This window comes from Streptomyces sp. NPDC107546 (assembly GCF_055639175.1).
Window position 1 is genome coordinate 1 of the sequence record NZ_JBVKBA010000047.1, and the last position, 17,672, is coordinate 17,672.

Here is a 17,672-nt window from a genome sequence, read left to right on the forward strand (position 1 = left end):
CGGTTACATTCCGAACCCGGAAGCTAAGCCTTACAGCGCCGATGGTACTGCAGGGGGGACCCTGTGGGAGAGTAGGACACCGCCGAACAATTCTTCAGAGCGGGTCCCCGAACTTCGGTTCAGGGACCCGCTCTTTTGCGTTGTGCGTCACTCCGCGTTCACGTTGCCGGACCACCATCCCAGCCATGGGTACTGCTGGAATGCTCACGGCCGCAGGTGTCGGCCGCGGTGACGAGGTCATCGTGCCGGCGTTCGGCAACATCGAGGTGGCCGAGGCCGTGGCCTCGGCGGGTGCGACGCCGGTCTTCGCGGACATAGACTCTGCGACGTACTGCCTGGATCCGGCGGCCGTGGAGGCCGTCGTGAGCTCCCAGACCGTCGCGGTCGTCGTCGTGCACCGCTTCGGGCGGCCGGCCGATGTCGGCGCGCTCCACGAGGTCGGGCAGCGGCACGGCCTGCTGGTGCTGGAACAGGGCGAGTCAGAGACGCCGTACGCCGAGGTGGCGCAGCGGCGGGAGCGTGCGGCGTACCTCGACAAGCGGCTGCGGGGCGTGCGAACGCCCGAGGACGGCGGCGGGCACACCTATCAGCAGTACGTCGTGCGGGTGCCGGGCAACGGGCGGCCCGACCGGGACGCCTTCGCACGAGCCGTGCGGGCCAAGGGAGTTGAGTGCCGGGTTCCGGTGAAGACGCCCGTGCACCGTATGCCGGCGTTCCGGCGCGACGTGTATCTGCCGGAGACCGAGCGGGCCGCCGACGAGACGCTCTCGCTACCGGTGGACGCGTCCCTGACCAAGCGTGAGATGAACAGGATCGTGTCCGCGTGCAATGCCCTGGGCGGACTGCTGCAACCCGCTTTCTGAGCCGGTGCACCGATGGTTGGGAGCACACGTCAGTTCGGGGTATGATCTATCCCGTTGCCGCGAGGGAAACCTCAAAAAGCGCGACAAGCCCCTATAGCTCAGTCGGCAGAGCGTCTCCATGGTAAGGAGAAGGTCAACGGTTCGATTCCGTTTGGGGGCTCCGAGAAAAGGCCTCGCCCAGCAGGGCGGGGCCTTTTTCTCATGCCCAGACCCTCACTCCTTGGGAAGGTCCGGGACGCGCATCGCCAGAATCGCCATGTCGTCCGACGGGGCGTCGGAAGCGAAGCGTTCCACCGCGCGCATGATGCGGGCCGCCACCGCGCCCGCTGTAAGACCCGTGCAGGTCGTCAGCACGTCCGCGAGACCGTCGTCGCCCAGCATGCGTCGGCCCTCGCGGCGTTCCGTGACGCCGTCGGTGACACACAGCAGGACGTCGCCCGGGTCGAGCGTCACCGTCTGCTCGTACAGCTCCAGGTCCTCCATGACGCCGAGGAGCGGCTGCGGTTCGGCCGCCGGTTCCACCGTGCCGTCCTGGCGCAGCCGGAGCGGCAGCGGATGGCCGGCGCACACCACCTTCAGGACCGCACTGCCGTCCTCCTGCGGCCACAACTCGCCGTAGAGGAGCGTCAGAAAGCGGCTGCGGGCGCCCTCGTCGAGAATCGCGGAGTTCAGGCGTTCGAGGACAGCGGGGCCGCCGAAGCCCTCGCGGGCCAGCAGACGCAGCGCATGGCGGGCCAGGCCCGTGACCGCGGCGGCCTCCGGTCCCGTACCGCACACGTCGCCGATGGCGAAACCGTATGCGCCGTCGCGGATCGGGAAGAGGTCGTAGAAGTCGCCGCCGACCTCGTTGCCCTCGCCGGCCGCGCGGTAGATGACCTCGACCTCGACGCCGTCGATGGGCGGGAGTCCCGGCGGGAGCAGGCTGCGCTGGAGGGACTGGCTGATGGCCGTGCGCTCCGAGTACAGCCGGGCGTTGTCCAGGGCGAGTGCCGCCCGGCGGCTCAAGTCCTCGGCCAGTTCCAGGATCTCCTGCCGGAAGTGTTCGTCCGTCGGCTTGCCCAGCGTCAGCATGCCGATGACGCGGTTGCGGGCCACCAGCGGCAGTACGACCGTTTCGCCGCCCACCGTCGAGGCCGTCGCCAGCGTGGTGCCGATGCCGGAGCTGACCGTCGCGGGCTCGCCGAGGCCGAGGCTGCGCATGGAGGTGCGCAGGGCGGCCTGGTGGGCCGCCTCCCCGGGGGCCGTCCAGATGCGGGCGCCCGGTGTGGGGATCGGCTCCGGAGGCGGGATCTTGGACAGGAGGGCCTTGAGGCCGTCGATGCGGTCCTCGTCCTCGTGCAGGACGTACGACAGGTACGGCTCGGAGGCCTGGTCGGCGATCGTGTAGACCGCGCACCAGGTGGCCAGGGTCGGGATCGTCATCTGGGCCATCAGCGCCAGCGTCTGGTCGCGGTCCAGGGTGCCCGCGAGGAGGTCGGAGGCCTCCACGAGGAAGCTCAGGGAGCCGCGGCGCAGGCGTTCCAGCTCGCCCAGTCGGGCCGATTCCACGGCGAGGGCGATGCGGTCGGCCGCGAACTGCAGGCGTAGCGCCTCCTCGTTGGAGTACCGGGAGGGTGCCTCGGCCGCCACGCCGAGGGAGCCGGTGAGGCGCCCCTCGACCTTCAGCGGGACCGTCACCACCGAGCGCATACCGGTGCCGTTCAGCAGCGGGACCGCGCCCGGTACGGCCGTGAGGTCCTCGTGGACGGCCGGCATGCGGGCCGAGCCGTAGCGGCCGGGGCCGGCCTCGACGGGGACGCGGGCGAAGCGCTGGCGGGCGGAGGGCAGGCCAGTGGAGGCCCGTACCTCCAGCTCGGTCTCGTCGTCGGTGGCCAGCAGCAGGAAGGCCGCGTCGCCGTCGAGCATGTCGCGGGCGCGTTCCACCGTGCGTTGCAGCAGGCCGTCGAGGTCGTCGGGGGCGGGGGAGCCGATGAAGACCTCGAAGGGGTCCGCGGTCTGGCCGTCCGCGGTCGTGGTCGTGTCGGGGGCCGGGCCCCGCAGCGGGGTCTGCAGGACGGCCCGCTCGTGGTCGCGCACCAGCAGGCAGACCGTGGACGGCTCGCCCGCCGTGTCGCGGACGCGCAGGTGGGAGGCGTAGACGGGGATGACACGGCCGTCGGCGCCGCGGATGCCGTAGCTGCCCTCCCAGCGGGAGAGCTGGAGGGCCTCGGCGATGCCCGTGCCGGTTCCCGGGGTGTGCGGCCAGGCCGCGAGGTCGGTGAGGGGCTTGCCGGTGACCTGCTCCCCGGCGTAGCCGAACAGTTCCTCCGCGTCCTCGTTCCAGGCGGTGATGCAGCCGGAGCGGTCGATCTGGACGACGGCGACGCGCACCCGGCCGTCGGCGAGCGGCAGCAGGTCGGCGGGGAGGGCGGGGCCCGCCGCCCGCGTGCCGACCGGGCGCTCGGGCAGGTCGAGCTGGAACCAGACCTGCTTGTGCGTGGGTGTGTAGTCCACGCCCCAGCGGCCGGCCAGGGCGGCGCAGAGCTGCAGGCCCCGGCCGCCCTCCCGGTCCGGGCTGCCCATGTCGACGGCGGTCGACTGCAGCGGGATCTCGCGCTCCGGATACCGGTCGGCGACCTCGATGCGCACGCCGTCGTCGCTGCGCAGACACAGGACGTCCGCGGCGGTGCCCGCGTGCACGACGGCGTTGGTGACCAGCTCGCTGGTGAGGACCACGGCGTCGTCGACGATGTCGGCGAAACCCCAGCCCTGGAGGGTGTCGCGGACGAAGGACCGGGCGCTCGCGACCGATCGTCCTACGGGCTCGAAGCTGGCGGCCGCGCGCGCGGTGATCACAGAACTCCTCGTCCGGTTCTCGACGTGCAGGGCTCCCGGGCCGACCCCCTCCTGCCGAGGCAGTGGCTCGTCCTCACTCTGCCGGGGATCCTGGGGTGGTCCCCCGGGATGCAGTCCGGTGGTCATGGTGCGGCGCCCCTCCGATGCCTGCCCGCTCGTGCTCGTGCCACCGCCCAGGCCGGTCGACCGCTGCGGCTGGACAGCCGCATGCAAGGTTACTTACCTTCGCCGTCCATGCGGATGCCGGTCGCCGGTGTTTACGTCCGGAGAGTGTGCGGAGCGTGTGCGAAGCTGCCGAACTGTTATGGCCTGGTTCCGGCATGGTGAAACACTGGGCAAGCTTCTAGAAGAAGGTTCGGCGGGCCGAGTGTCTTCTGCCACGCCGGGCAGGAGCACGCGCGTGTGCCTGGCTGGATCGGGCAGGACTACGCATCGGTAACCGTTATGTCGAGCAGTACCCCTGAGCACAGCAGTGATGGTCGATCCCCGCGGGAGGGACACAGTGGAGTCTGGCGCAGCGACGCGTGGCACGAAGACGCGCGCGAAAGGCGGACAGTCCCTGGGCAACCAGCGCGCGGGGCGGGGCGGAACCACCGCGGTGGACACGGCGGCCCTGAACCGGCTGCTGGCGGCCCTGGTGTCGATGAGGGACGGCAACTTCCGTAAGCGGCTGACCGTCTCCGGTGACGGGGTCATGTCCGAGATCGCGGCCGTCTTCAACGAGGTGGCCGACCGGAACATGCACCTGACCGGCGAGCTGGCGCGGGTGCGGCGTGTGGTCGGCCGTGAGGGCAAGCTCACGGAGCGGCTGGAGACGGGTGCCTGTGAGGGTTCCTGGGCGTCGGCGATCGAGGCGTCCAACGCGCTCGTGGACGATCTCGTCCGGCCGGTCTCCGAGGTCAGCCGGGTGCTGTCCGCGGTGGCCGAGGGCGATCTGTCGCCGCGCATGGAGTTGCGGACGCCGGGTCCGGAGGGGACGGGGCATGCGCTGCGCGGCGAGTTCCTGAAGGTCGCCCGTACGGTCAACAATCTGGTCGACCAGCTGTCGACGTTCACCGACGAGGTCACGCGGGTCGCGATCGAGGTGGGCACCGAGGGCAAGCTGGGCGGGCAGGCCCGGTTGCGTGGCATGTCCGGTTCGTGGAAGGACCTGACGGAGTCGGTCAACACGATGGCGTACCGGCTGACCGCGCAGGTGCGCGACATCGCGCTGGTGACGACGGCGGTCGCGAAGGGTGATCTGTCCCGCAAGGTCACGGTACATGTCGCCGGCGAGATGCTGGAGCTGAAGAACACCGTCAACACGATGGTGGAGCAGCTGTCCGCCTTCTCGTCCGAGGTGACGCGGGTTGCCCGCGAGGTGGGCACGGAGGGCATCCTGGGCGGCCAGGCGCAGGTGCCGGGCGTCGCCGGGGTGTGGAAGGACCTCACCGACTCGGTGAACGTGATGGCCGGCAACCTGACGGCCCAGGTGCGCGGGATCGCGCAGGTCACCACGGCCGTCGCCAACGGCGACCTGTCGCAGAAGGTCACCGTGCCGGCGCGCGGCGAGGTCGCGCGCCTCGCCGAGACGATCAACCAGATGACCGAGACGCTGCGGATCTTCGCGGACGAGGTCACGCGCGTGGCCAACGAGGTGGGCGCCGAGGGGCAGCTCGGCGGTCAGGCGAACGTGCCGGGTGCGGCGGGAACGTGGAAGGACCTCACCGATTCGGTGAACACGGTCTTCCGGAATCTGACCACCCAGGTGCGGGACATCGCCGCGGTGACGACGGCGGTGGCCAACGGCGACATGTCGCAGAAGGTCACGGTCGACGTGGCCGGCGAGATGCTCGAGCTGAAGAACACCGTCAACGGCATGGTCGACCAGCTGTCGGCGTTCGGTGCCGAGGTCACGCGCGTGGCGCGGGAGATCGGCGTCGAGGGTGAGCTGGGCGGTCAGGCGCAGGTGCCGGGCGCGGCCGGTACGTGGAAGGATCTGACGGACTCCGTCAACACCGCTTTCCGCAACCTCACCGGTCAGGTCCGCAACATCGCGCAGGTGACGACGGCGGTGGCCAACGGCGACCTGTCGCAGAAGGTCACCGTGGACGTCTCGGGTGAGATGCTCCAGCTGAAGAACACCGTGAACACGATGGTGGACCAGCTGTCGTCGTTCGCCGACCAGGTCACACGGATGGCGCGGGACGTGGGTACGGAGGGCCGCCTGGGCGGCCAGGCCCGCGTGGACGGCGTGTCGGGCACGTGGAAGGAGCTCACGGACTCCGTCAACTCGATGGCGTCCAACCTGACCGGTCAGGTGCGCAACATCGCGCAGGTGACGACGGCCGTGGCGCGCGGTGATCTGTCGCAGAAGATCGACGTCGACGCGCGCGGGGAGATCCTGGAGCTGAAGAACACCATCAACACGATGGTCGACCAGCTCTCCGCCTTCGCCGAGCAGGTGACGCGGGTGGCCCGCGAGGTGGGCACGGAGGGCCGGCTGGGCGGTCAGGCGCAGGTGCCGGGCGTGGCCGGCGTGTGGCGTGACCTGACGGACTCCGTGAACGGCATGGCGGGCAACCTGACCGCGCAGGTGCGCAACATCGCGCAGGTCGCGACCGCCGTGGCGCGCGGTGACCTGTCCCAGAAGATCACCGTGGACGCGCGCGGGGAGATCCTGGAGCTGAAGAACACGCTGAACACGATGGTGGACCAGCTGTCGTCGTTCGCCCAGGAGGTCACGCGGGTGGCCCGTGAGGTCGGTACGGAGGGCATCCTGGGCGGTCAGGCCGAGGTGCAGGGCGTCTCCGGCACCTGGAAGGACCTCACGCAGTCCGTGAACGGCATGGCGAACAACCTGACCATGCAGGTGCGCAACATCGCCGAGGTCACGACCGCGGTCGCCAAGGGCGACCTGTCCAAGAAGATCACCGTGGACGCCAAGGGCGAGATCCTCGAACTGGTCACCACCGTCAACACGATGGTGGACCAGCTGTCGTCGTTCGCCGAGCAGGTGACGAGGGTGGCCCGCGAGGTGGGCACCGAGGGCATCCTGGGCGGTCAGGCGCACGTCCCGGGGGTCACGGGCATCTGGAAGGACCTCAGCGACAACGTCAACCTCATGGCCAACAACCTGACCATGCAGGTGCGGAACATCTCCCAGGTGGCGGCGGCGGTCGCCAACGGTGACCTGACGCGGACGGTGACGATCGAGGCGCGCGGTGAGGTCGCGCAGCTCGCGGACACCTTCAACACGATGGTGAAGACGCTGAGTTCGTTCGCCGACCAGGTCACCAAGGTGGCCCGTGAGGTGGGCACGGACGGCATCCTGGGCGGCCAGGCCTACGTTCCGGGCGTGGCCGGCACGTGGAAGGACCTCACCGAGTCCGTGAACCAGATGGCGTCGAACCTGACCGGTCAGGTGCGCAACATCGCCATGGTGACCACGGCGATCGCCAAGGGCGACCTGACCAAGAAGATCGACATCGACGCGCGCGGTGAGATCCTGGAGCTGAAGACCACCATCAACACGATGGTCGACCAGCTGTCCTCCTTCGCGGAGGAGGTCACGCGCGTGGCCCGCGAGGTGGGCACGGAGGGTCAGCTCGGCGGTCAGGCACGCGTGCGGGACGTCGACGGCACCTGGCGGGATCTCACGGAGTCCGTGAACGAGATGGCCGGGAACCTGACCCGGCAGGTGCGCGCCATCGCGCGCGTGGCGACCGCGGTGACGCGCGGCGACCTCAACCTGAAGATCGACGTGGACGCCTCCGGGGAGATCCAGGAGCTTCAGGACTACATCAACAAGATGATCGCCAACCTGCGCGACACCACGATCGCGAACAAGGAGCAGGACTGGCTCAAGGGCAACCTGGCCCGTATCTCCGCGCTGATGCAGGGCCGCCGTGACCTGGAGGACGTGGCCTCCCTGATCATGAGCGAGCTGACGCCGGTGGTCTCCGCGCAGCACGGCGCGTTCTTCGTCGCGATGCCGCTGGTCGACGGCCAGGACGTGAGCGCCGAGAACGACGACCAGTACGAGCTGCGCATGCTGGGCTCGTACGGCTACTCGATGGGCTCCATGCCGACGTCGTTCCGGCCGGGTGAGGCGTTGATCGGGACGGCGGCCATGGAGAAGCGCACGATCCTGGTGGAGAACGCGCCCAGCGGCTATCTGAAGATCTCCTCCGGGCTCGGGGAGGCGCCGCCCGCCCAGGTGGTCGTCATTCCGGTGCTCTTCGAGGGGAAGGTGCTCGGCGTCATCGAGCTGGCGTCCTTCACGCCGTTCACGCAGATCCAGAAGGACTTCCTCAACCAGATCGCCGAGATGATCGCGACCAGCGTCAACACCATCTCCGTCAACACCAAGACGGAGGTGCTGCTGAAGCAGTCGCAGGAACTGACCGAGCAACTGAGGCTGCGGTCGGAGGAGTTGGAGCAGCGGCAGAAGGCCCTCCAGGCGTCCAACGCCGAACTGGAGGAGAAGGCCGAGCTGCTGGCCCAGCAGAACCGCGACATCGAGGTCAAGAACACCGAGATCGAGGAGGCGCGGCAGGTCCTGGAGGAGCGTGCCGAGCAGCTCGCGGTGTCCATGCGTTACAAGAGCGAGTTCCTGGCCAACATGTCGCACGAGCTGCGCACGCCGCTGAACTCGCTGCTGATCCTGGCCAAGCTGCTGGCCGACAACGCCGAGGGCAACCTCTCGCCGAAGCAGGTGGAGTTCGCCGAGACCATCCACGGAGCCGGCTCGGACCTGCTGCAGCTGATCAACGACATCCTGGACCTGTCGAAGGTCGAGGCGGGCAAGATGGACGTCTCCCCGACGCGGATCGCGCTCGTCCAGCTGGTGGACTACGTGGAGGCCACCTTCCGGCCACTGACCGCGGAGAAGGGCCTCGACTTCTCGGTGCGGGTGTCGCCGGAGCTGCCCGCCACGCTGCACACCGACGAGCAGCGGCTGCTGCAGGTGCTGCGCAACCTGCTGTCCAACGCGGTGAAGTTCACCGACACCGGGGCCGTGGAGCTGGTCATCCGGCCGGCGGGCGGCGACGTCCCGGTGGCCATCCGGGAGCAGCTCCTGGAGGCGGGCTCGCTGCGGGACGCGGACGCGGAGATGATCGCGTTCTCGGTGGCCGACACCGGCATCGGCATCCCGGCGAGCAAGATGCGGGTGATCTTCGAGGCGTTCAAGCAGGCCGACGGCACCACCAGCCGCAAGTACGGCGGTACGGGTCTCGGGCTGTCCATCTCGCGGGAGATCGCCCGGCTGCTCGGCGGTGAGATCCACGCGCAGAGCGAGCCCGGCCGCGGCTCCACGTTCACCCTGTACCTGCCGCTGCACCCGAGCGAACTGCCGCCGCACGGCTACCCTCAGCTCGCGCCCGCCCTGGAGGCCGGTGAGCTGCTGGCCTCCGAGGCCGAGCTGTCCGCGCCGGACATCGAGACCCCGGCCGAGGTGAAGTCCTACCAGGAGACCCAGAACGGTCCCGCGGCGCTCTTCCGGCGCCGCCGCAGGGCCGTGACCGCGGGTCGCGGCGGAGCGGGCCAGGAACAGGCCGGCGGTGAGCCTCAGGGAGGCGTGCTGCCGCGGCAGGGCGTGCGGTTCGACGGCGAGAAGGTGCTGATCGTCGACGACGACATCCGCAACGTCTTCGCGCTGACCAGCGTCCTGGAGCAGCACGGTCTGTCGGTGCTGTACGCCGAGAACGGCCGGGAGGGCATCGAGGTCCTGGAACAGCACGACGACGTCGCGGTCGTCCTGATGGACATCATGATGCCGGAGATGGACGGGTACGCCACGACCACCGCGATCCGGCGGATGCCGCAGTTCGCGGGGCTGCCGATCATCGCGCTGACGGCGAAGGCGATGAAGGGGGACCGGGAGAAGGCCATCGAGTCGGGCGCTTCCGACTATGTGACCAAGCCGGTCGATCCCGATCATCTTCTTTCGGTGATGGAGCAGTGGATGCGCGCGGAGTGAAGGGATGGCGGAGAAGCCCTGCCGTTCACGCGGAGTTGCCGGGTGAGGGCGGCGACAGCCGTGTAGAAGTGCGGTGTGCGGGGAACCTTCTGGTTCCCTGCCGCGTTTCTGCTATGTGCACAGTGACATCGCGGTGACAGGGTGTGGCGACGGGCGGGGTGCGGCTACGATGACCGGCACAAGGACGGGCGGCGCAAGGGAGTCGTCCCCTGGGGCGGCGCCGGGCGGTGTCATCCCGAGTCCTGCGGACAGGGGAGGCCCCAAGCCGGGGCGAGGAGGGCGGGCCATGGTGCAGAAGGCCAAGATCCTCCTGGTCGATGACCGGCCGGAGAATCTGCTGGCGCTGGAGGCCATTCTCTCTGCGCTCGATCAGACGCTGGTCAGGGCATCGTCCGGGGAGGAAGCGCTCAAGGCGCTGCTGACGGACGACTTCGCGGTCATTCTGCTGGACGTCCAGATGCCGGGCATGGACGGTTTCGAGACCGCCGCGCACATCAAGCGGCGCGAGCGGACCCGGGACATCCCCATCATCTTCCTGACCGCCATCAACCACGGCCCGCACCACACCTTCCGGGGGTACGCGGCGGGTGCGGTGGACTACATCTCCAAGCCGTTCGACCCGTGGGTGCTGCGGGCGAAGGTCTCCGTTTTCGTCGAGCTGTACATGAAGAACTGCCAACTGCGGGAGCAGGCGGCCCTGCTTCGGCTCCAGCTGGAGGGCGGCAAGTCCGGTGGCGGCGACAGCAAGGAGCCGGCGGGCATCCTCGCCGAGCTCTCTGCGCGGCTCGCGGCGGTGGAGGAGCAGGCGGAGGCGCTGTCCAAGCAGCTGGACGACGAGTCCGCGGACGCCGCCGCGGTGGCGACGGCGGCCCACCTCGAGCGCAAACTCACGGGCCTGCGCAGGGCGCTGGACGCGTTGGAGCCGGGGACGGGCAGCGGGGCGCCGTCGGTGCCTTCGCAGAACTGACGCTGGGCGGGGACCGGCGCGGCGCCGTGAACGCCCGGTTGAGGCGACGTCAACTTCGCGCATCTCTTGAGGCGACACGAACGGGTGAAGCCGCAGGGACGTGTGTTCCCTGCCCTTTCCACCGGTAATCTCACACCCATGGCCCCACGTCCCGCAGCCAAGAAGTCGCCCGCGAAGAAGGCGGCCGCTCCCAGGAAGGCTCCGGCGAAGAAGGCCCCCGCCAAGAAAGCCGTCGCCAAGAAGGCAGCGGCGAAGAAGCCCGTCCCCGCACCGGCGCCCAACCCGACCGCCGGCGTGTACAGACTCGTACGCGCGCTGTGGCTCGGCGCCGCGCACGCCGTCGGAGCCCTGTTCCGCGGGCTGGGGCGGGGCGCGAAGGGGCTCGACCCGGCGCACCGCAAGGACGGTCTCGCGCTCCTGTTGCTCGCGCTGTCGTTGATCGTCGCCGCCGGCACCTGGGCCAATCTCCGCGGTCCCGTCGGCGACCTCGTCGAGATGCTGGTGACCGGCGCCTTCGGCCGCCTCGACCTGCTGGTGCCGCTGCTGCTCGGCGTGATCGCCGTGCGCCTGATCCTCCACCCGGAGCGCCCGGAGGCCAACGGCCGCATCGTCATCGGCCTGTCCGCGCTCGTCCTCGGCGTGCTCGGCCAGGTGCACATCGCCTGCGGCGCCCCCGCGCGCGGCGACGGCATGCAGGCGATAAGGGACGCCGGTGGGCTCATCGGCTGGGCGGCGGCCACCCCGTTGACGTACACCATGGGCGACGCCCTCGCCGTGGCGCTGCTCGTCCTGCTCACGTTCTTCGGCCTGCTCGTCGTCACCGCCACCCCCGTCACCGCCATCCCGCGACGGCTGCGCCACGTCGGCATCAAACTCGGGCTCCTGCACGACCCGCAGGACCAGGAGCACCTGAGCGAGGACGACGAACGCTACGACGAGCAGTGGCGCGAGGCGCTGCCCCGCACCCGGCGCCGTGGCCCCGCCCCCGACGCCTACGACCCGGACGGAGTCGAGCAGGAGGCGCTCTCCCGGCGACGCGGCCGTCCGCGGCGCCCCGCCGTGCAGCAGCCGGCCATGGGCAGGGAGATGGACGCCGTGGACGTCGCGGCGGCCGCTGCCGCGGCCCTGGACGGCGCCGTCCTGCACGGCATGCCGCCGTCCCCGGTCGTCGCCGACCTCACCCAGGGCGTGAGCGTCACAGACCGGGAGCCGACCACGCCCACGCCCGTGCCGACCGCGCGCCCCCAACCGGAGGAGCCCGCATCCCAGGCCGCGGTGCCCGACCTGACGAAGAAGGCCCCCAAGGAGCCCCGCGAGCTGCCGCCGCGGGCCGAGCAGCTGCAGTTGTCCGGCGACATCACCTACGCCCTGCCCTCCCTGGACCTGCTCCACCGGGGCGGCCCCGGCAAGGCACGCAGCGCCGCCAACGACGCCGTCGTCGACGCACTCACCAACGTCTTCACCGAGTTCAAGGTCGACGCCCGCGTCACCGGCTTCACCCGCGGCCCGACGGTCACCCGGTACGAGGTCGAGCTCGGCCCCGCCGTCAAGGTGGAGCGGATCACCGCGCTGACCAAGAACATCGCGTACGCCGTCGCCAGCCCCGACGTGCGGATCATCAGCCCGATCCCCGGCAAGTCCGCGGTCGGCATCGAGATCCCGAACACCGACCGGGAGATGGTCAACCTCGGGGACGTCCTCCGCCTCGCCGAGTCCGCCGAGGACGACGACCCGATGCTGGTCGCCTTCGGCAAGGACGTCGAGGGCGGCTACGTCATGCACAGCCTGGCCAAGATGCCGCACCTGCTGGTCGCCGGCGCCACCGGCTCCGGCAAGTCCTCCTGCATCAACTGTCTGATCACCTCGGTCATGATGCGCGCGACCCCGGAGGACGTGCGCATGGTCCTCGTCGACCCCAAGCGGGTCGAGCTGACCGCGTACGAGGGCATCCCGCACCTGATCACGCCCATCATCACCAACCCGAAGCGGGCCGCCGAGGCGCTCCAGTGGGTCGTACGCGAGATGGACCTGCGCTACGACGACCTGGCGGCGTACGGCTTCCGGCACATCGACGACTTCAACGAGGCCGTTCGGCACGGCAAGGTGAAGCCGCAGGAGGGCAGCGAACGCGAGCTGCAGCCCTACCCGTACCTGCTGGTGATCGTCGACGAGCTGGCCGACCTGATGATGGTCGCGCCCCGGGACGTCGAGGACGCGATCGTGCGCATCACGCAGCTCGCGCGCGCCGCCGGCATCCACCTGGTGCTCGCCACGCAGCGGCCGTCCGTGGACGTCGTCACCGGCCTGATCAAGGCGAACGTCCCCTCCCGGCTCGCCTTCGCCACCTCCTCCCTGGCCGACTCGCGCGTCATCCTCGACCAGCCCGGCGCCGAGAAGCTGATCGGCAAGGGCGACGGGCTGTTCCTGCCGATGGGCGCGAACAAACCGGTGCGCATGCAGGGCGCGTTCGTGACCGAGGAGGAGGTCGCGGCCGTCGTCCGGCACTGCAAGGAGCAGATGACGCCCGTCTTCCGGGACGACGTCGTGGTCGGCGGCAAGCAGAAGAAGGAGATCGACGAGGACATCGGCGACGACCTCGACCTGCTGTGCCAGGCCGCCGAGCTGGTCGTCTCCACCCAGTTCGGATCCACCTCGATGCTCCAGCGGAAGCTCCGCGTCGGCTTCGCCAAGGCCGGGCGGCTGATGGACCTCATGGAGTCGCGGAACATCGTCGGTCCCAGCGAGGGGTCCAAGGCACGTGACGTTCTCGTGAAACCGGACGAGTTGGACGGCGTGCTCGCCCTGATCCGTGGGGAGGCTCAACCGTAGGGATCCGGACGGTCCCGGGCCGCTCTCGGGAGGGCCGGCCGAGCGGGTCCGAGTGCGCCCGGCGGGGCGCTCGGACGCTCGGCCGTGACCCACTCGTAAGTGTTCCGTGAGCAACCGTTTCCCGCCATCGGACGTCAAGTTGGAGAGAGGACAGACCACTCTCCCGGCATCAGGATGACCGGCCATTCTGATGGCGTACAAAGTCCTACCGCCCGGTTGCCCCACCCTTTCGCACCCCTCCTAGACTGAACTTCCAGCACAGGTGGCTACACGCTCGAAAGGCGTCCCCGTGTCCATCGGCAACTCCCCTGACGGCAACTCCCCTGAGGACGCTCGTCCGTTCGAAGACGGCCGTGACGACGCCTCCGCGTCGGATCGCCCCTCGATCGGCCGGGCCCTGCGACAGGCGCGGATCACGGCCGGGCTGACCGTCGACGACGTCAGCAACGCCACCCGGGTCCGTGTCGCCATCGTGCACGCGATCGAAGAGGACAACTTCGCCCCCTGCGGCGGCGACGTCTACGCCCGCGGTCACATCCGCACGCTCGCGCGCGCAGTGCACCTCGACCCGGCGCCGCTGCTGGATCAGTACGCCGCCGAGCACGGCGCACGGCCGGCCCCGACCCCGGCGGCCCCGCTCTTCGAGGCGGAGCGCATCCGGCCCGACCGGCGGGCGCCGAACTGGACCGCGGCCATGGTCGCCGCCATAGTCGTGGTGATCGGTTTCGTCGGGTTCACCCTGATCAAGGGGACCGGCAGTTCGGACACCGCCGACACACCGGTCGCCAAGGGCCCCGCGGCGACCACCGGAAAGTCCGCCTCGCCCACGCCCAAGAGCAGCAAGCCTGCCGAACAGAGGCCCGAGCCGTCCGAGAGCGCCATCGCGGCCGCGCCCCGGGACAAGGTGACGGTCCAGGTGAGCGCCACCGACGGCCGCAGTTGGATCTCCGCCAAGGACCACAACGGCCGCACCCTCTTCGACGGGCTGCTCAAGAAGGGCGACTCGCAGACCTTCCAGGACAAGGAGAAGATCGACCTCGTCCTCGGCGATGCGGGTGCCATCCAGCTCTACGTCAACGGCAAGAAGATCCAGGACGACTTCCGGCCCGGCCAGGTCGAGCGCCTGACCTACACCAAGGGCGACCCCGTCACCGGCTGACCGAGCGGCACTCGGCGGTACTCAAGGGGCAGGGACACACGGGGTTGGCCAAGATCGGCCAACCCCGTCGACGTGGGCTGTCAGTGGGACGAAGTAGTCTTGAGCCCATGCCTGAACGCCGTACCGTCGCACTCGTCACCCTTGGCTGCGCCCGTAACGAGGTGGACTCGGAGGAGCTCGCAGGCCGTTTGGAGGCGGACGGCTGGCAGCTCGTGGAGGACGCCGAGGACGCTGACGTCGCCGTGGTGAACACGTGCGGCTTCGTCGAGGCCGCCAAGAAGGACTCCGTGGACGCCCTCCTGGAGGCGAACGACCTCAAGGGCCACGGCAGAACCCGGGCCGTGGTGGCGGTCGGCTGCATGGCCGAGCGGTACGGCAAGGAGCTGGCCGAGGCCCTCCCGGAGGCCGACGGCGTGCTCGGCTTCGACGACTACGCGGACATCTCCGACCGCCTGCAGACCATCCTGTCCGGCGGCATCCACGCCTCCCACACCCCGCGCGACCGCCGCAAGCTGCTCCCGATCAGCCCGGCCGAGCGGCAGGAATCGGCCGCCGCGGTGGCGCTGCCCGGCCACGGCCCGGCCGACCTTCCGGAGGGCGTCGCGCCCGCCTCCGGCCCGCGCGCGCCCCTGCGCCGCCGCCTCGACGGCTCCCCGGTGGCCTCGGTCAAGCTGGCCTCCGGCTGCGACCGGCGCTGCTCCTTCTGCGCCATTCCCTCCTTCCGGGGCTCCTTCATCTCACGCCGCCCGAGCGACGTGCTGAACGAGACCCGCTGGCTGGCGGAACAGGGCGTGAAGGAGATCATGCTGGTCTCCGAGAACAACACCTCCTACGGCAAGGACCTGGGCGACATCCGCCTCCTGGAGTCCCTGCTGCCGGAGCTGGCCGAGGTGGACGGCATCGAGCGGGTCCGCGTCAGCTACCTCCAGCCCGCCGAGATGCGCCCGGGCCTCATCGACGTGCTGACCTCCACGCCGAAGGTCGCGCCCTACTTCGACCTGTCCTTCCAGCACTCCGCGCCCGGCGTGCTGCGCGCCATGCGGCGCTTCGGTGACACCGACCGTTTCCTGGAGCTGCTCGACACGATCCGTGGCAAGGCGCCCGAGGCGGGCGTGCGCTCCAACTTCATCGTGGGCTTCCCCGGCGAGACCGAGGCCGACCTGGCCGAACTGGAGCGCTTCCTCAACGGCGCCCGGCTGGACGCGATCGGTGTCTTCGGCTACTCCGACGAGGAGGGCACGGAGGCCGCCACGTACGACAACAAGCTCGACGAGGACGTCGTCGCCGAGCGGCTGGCCCACATCTCCCGGCTCGCCGAGGAACTGGTGTCCCAGCGCGCCGAGGAGCGCGTCGGCGAGACCGTCCACGTGCTCGTGGAGTCGATGGACGAGGACGACGACGAGTTCGCCGCGTACGGCCGAGCCGCGCACCAGGCGCCCGAGACGGACGGCCAGGTGCTGTTCACGAGGGGCGAGGGCCTGAGCGTCGGCCGTATGGTCGAGGCGAAGGTGGTCGGTACGGAAGGTGTCGATCTGGTGGCAGAGCCCCTCGCGGGGGCGCTCGGGTGTCCTGAGGAGGCGGGCAGATGACCGGAATCCCAGCCTCCGCGGCGGGTGGCTCCTCCGGTGCGCGTGGCGCGACGCCCACGCCGGGCGCCTCGGGCGCGACCGGCAGGTCCGGGGCCAAGCCGGCCAAAGGGCCCGCCGCTGCTTCGGTCGCCAAGTCGGTCGGCCGCCCGGACGGCACGGACGCACCCGGTGGCCCCGGCCCTGCCGACGGGCAGGAGGACGCACGGGCGGCGCGGGGCGGCAAGCTGACGGCCGCCGCGGTCAACCAGGCCAGCGTGTGGAACGTCGCCAACCTCCTGACGATGCTCCGCCTGCTCCTCGTCCCGGGCTTCGTCGCCCTCATGCTGGCCGACGGCGGGTACGACCCGGCATGGCGCTCGCTCGCCTGGGCGGCCTTCGCCATCGCCATGATCACCGACCTGTTCGACGGCCATCTGGCCCGCACCTACAACCTGGTCACCGACTTCGGGAAGATCGCCGACCCCATCGCCGACAAGGCGATCATGGGTGCGGCGCTGATCTGTCTGTCCTGGCTCGGCGATCTGCCGTGGTGGGTGACGGCCGTCATACTCGGCCGGGAGCTCGGTATCACCCTGCTGCGCTTCCTGGTCATCCGCTACGGGGTGATCCCGGCGAGCCGGGGCGGCAAGCTGAAGACGCTGACGCAGGGCGTGGCGGTCGGCATGTATGTGCTGGCGCTCACCGGGTGGCTGGCGACACTGAGGTTCTGGGTGATGGCCGTGGCCATCGTGCTGACCGTGGTCACCGGGCTCGACTATGTGAGACAGGCCATTGTGCTGCGCAGGCGCGGTATCGCCGAGCGCCGGGCCACGGCCGAGGAGGCGGAACGGTGAATTCCATGGCTGCCGAGCTGCTGCGACTACTCACGGTGAGAGGCGAGACCCTCGCCGTCGCCGAGTCGCTGACCGGTGGCCTGGTGGCCGCGGAGCTCACGGCGGTGCCCGGGGCCTCCGCGGTCTTCCGCGGCTCCGTGACCGCGTACGCCACCGATCTCAAGCGGGACCTGCTCGGTGTGGACGGTACCCTGTTGGATACCCGCGGTGCGGTGGACCCGCAGGTCGCGGGGCAGATGGCGGTCGGCGTGCGCAAGGCGCTCGGCGCCGACTGGGGACTCGCCACGACCGGAGTGGCCGGCCCCGACCCACAGGACGGACAGCCTGTCGGCACGGTCTTCGTGGCCGTCGCCGGACCCTTCGAAGAGGTTTCCGACGAACTCGGTGGCGAGAAAGTGGCCTCCCTGCGGTTGAACGGCGACCGTGCGGAAATCCGTATGGAGAGTGTACGGAGCGTGCTCGCACTGCTCCTGGAGCAGCTTGCGGGCGAACAGACCGGGAACGAGCGGGCACAGGATACGGAACAGAACGGGGGGACTTGATGTTTGCAGCTTTCAGTGAACACAACAGCGCTCCCCGCACGGCCGCGGCGCAAGGCGGTACGGTGGGGCGAGAAGGATGCGGCTACGCGGTCC

9 protein-coding genes, 1 tRNA gene and 1 rRNA gene are annotated in these 17,672 nt (G+C 70.0%); 10 read left to right on the forward strand and 1 reads right to left on the reverse strand.

The features are described from left to right. From rrf to ACZ7L1_RS35925, 3 genes are all read left to right on the forward strand, one after another. Positions 1-88: ribosomal RNA gene (gene rrf, locus ACZ7L1_RS35915) — 5S ribosomal RNA — on the forward strand; the annotation flags it as partial. 112 nt (positions 89-200) lie between these two features. Next, on the forward strand, positions 201-863 hold the full coding sequence (locus tag ACZ7L1_RS35920; RefSeq protein WP_471443505.1) for a DegT/DnrJ/EryC1/StrS family aminotransferase: 663 nt from the start codon (positions 201-203) through the stop codon (positions 861-863). Positions 864-950: 87 nt separating this feature from the next. Beyond that, positions 951-1,023 (forward strand) — tRNA-Thr (locus ACZ7L1_RS35925). A 53-nt stretch (positions 1,024-1,076) separates the two neighbouring features. Here the strand turns inward: ACZ7L1_RS35925 and ACZ7L1_RS35930 are convergent. Beyond that, complete coding sequence (locus ACZ7L1_RS35930) at positions 1,077-3,824, reverse strand: SpoIIE family protein phosphatase (RefSeq protein ID WP_471443456.1); 2,748 nt, start codon at positions 3,822-3,824, stop codon at positions 1,077-1,079. Between the two features lie 376 nt (positions 3,825-4,200). Here ACZ7L1_RS35930 and ACZ7L1_RS35935 point away from each other — a divergent pair, with 376 nt between their 5' ends. From ACZ7L1_RS35935 to ACZ7L1_RS35965, 7 genes are all read left to right on the forward strand, one after another. Beyond that, positions 4,201-9,660, forward strand: coding sequence for a HAMP domain-containing protein (locus ACZ7L1_RS35935; RefSeq protein ID WP_471443458.1), 5,460 nt, complete (start codon positions 4,201-4,203; stop codon positions 9,658-9,660). 286 nt (positions 9,661-9,946) lie between these two features. After that, a complete protein-coding gene (locus ACZ7L1_RS35940; RefSeq protein WP_263232409.1) occupies positions 9,947-10,627 on the forward strand; it encodes a response regulator in 681 nt (226 codons plus the stop codon). 138 nt (positions 10,628-10,765) lie between these two features. Then, positions 10,766-13,456, forward strand: a complete 2,691-nt coding sequence (locus ACZ7L1_RS35945) for a DNA translocase FtsK (protein ID WP_471443460.1) — start codon at positions 10,766-10,768, stop codon at positions 13,454-13,456. A 289-nt stretch (positions 13,457-13,745) separates the two neighbouring features. Continuing rightward, positions 13,746-14,615 carry a helix-turn-helix domain-containing protein gene (locus tag ACZ7L1_RS35950; protein ID WP_471443462.1) on the forward strand — a complete coding sequence of 290 codons (870 nt, stop codon included), beginning with the start codon at positions 13,746-13,748 and terminating at the stop codon, positions 14,613-14,615. Between the two features lie 107 nt (positions 14,616-14,722). Continuing rightward, a complete protein-coding gene (gene rimO, locus ACZ7L1_RS35955) occupies positions 14,723-16,204 on the forward strand; it encodes a 30S ribosomal protein S12 methylthiotransferase RimO (RefSeq protein ID WP_471443464.1) in 1,482 nt (493 codons plus the stop codon). Continuing rightward, positions 16,201-17,037, forward strand: coding sequence for a CDP-diacylglycerol--glycerol-3-phosphate 3-phosphatidyltransferase (gene pgsA / locus ACZ7L1_RS35960; RefSeq protein ID WP_471443466.1), 837 nt, complete (start codon positions 16,201-16,203; stop codon positions 17,035-17,037). Before rimO ends, pgsA begins: the two co-directional genes overlap by 4 nt. After that, positions 17,034-17,579 carry a CinA family protein gene (locus ACZ7L1_RS35965; protein WP_471443468.1) on the forward strand — a complete coding sequence of 182 codons (546 nt, stop codon included), beginning with the start codon at positions 17,034-17,036 and terminating at the stop codon, positions 17,577-17,579. Before pgsA ends, ACZ7L1_RS35965 begins: the two co-directional genes overlap by 4 nt. The last annotated feature ends 93 nt before the right edge of the window (positions 17,580-17,672 follow it).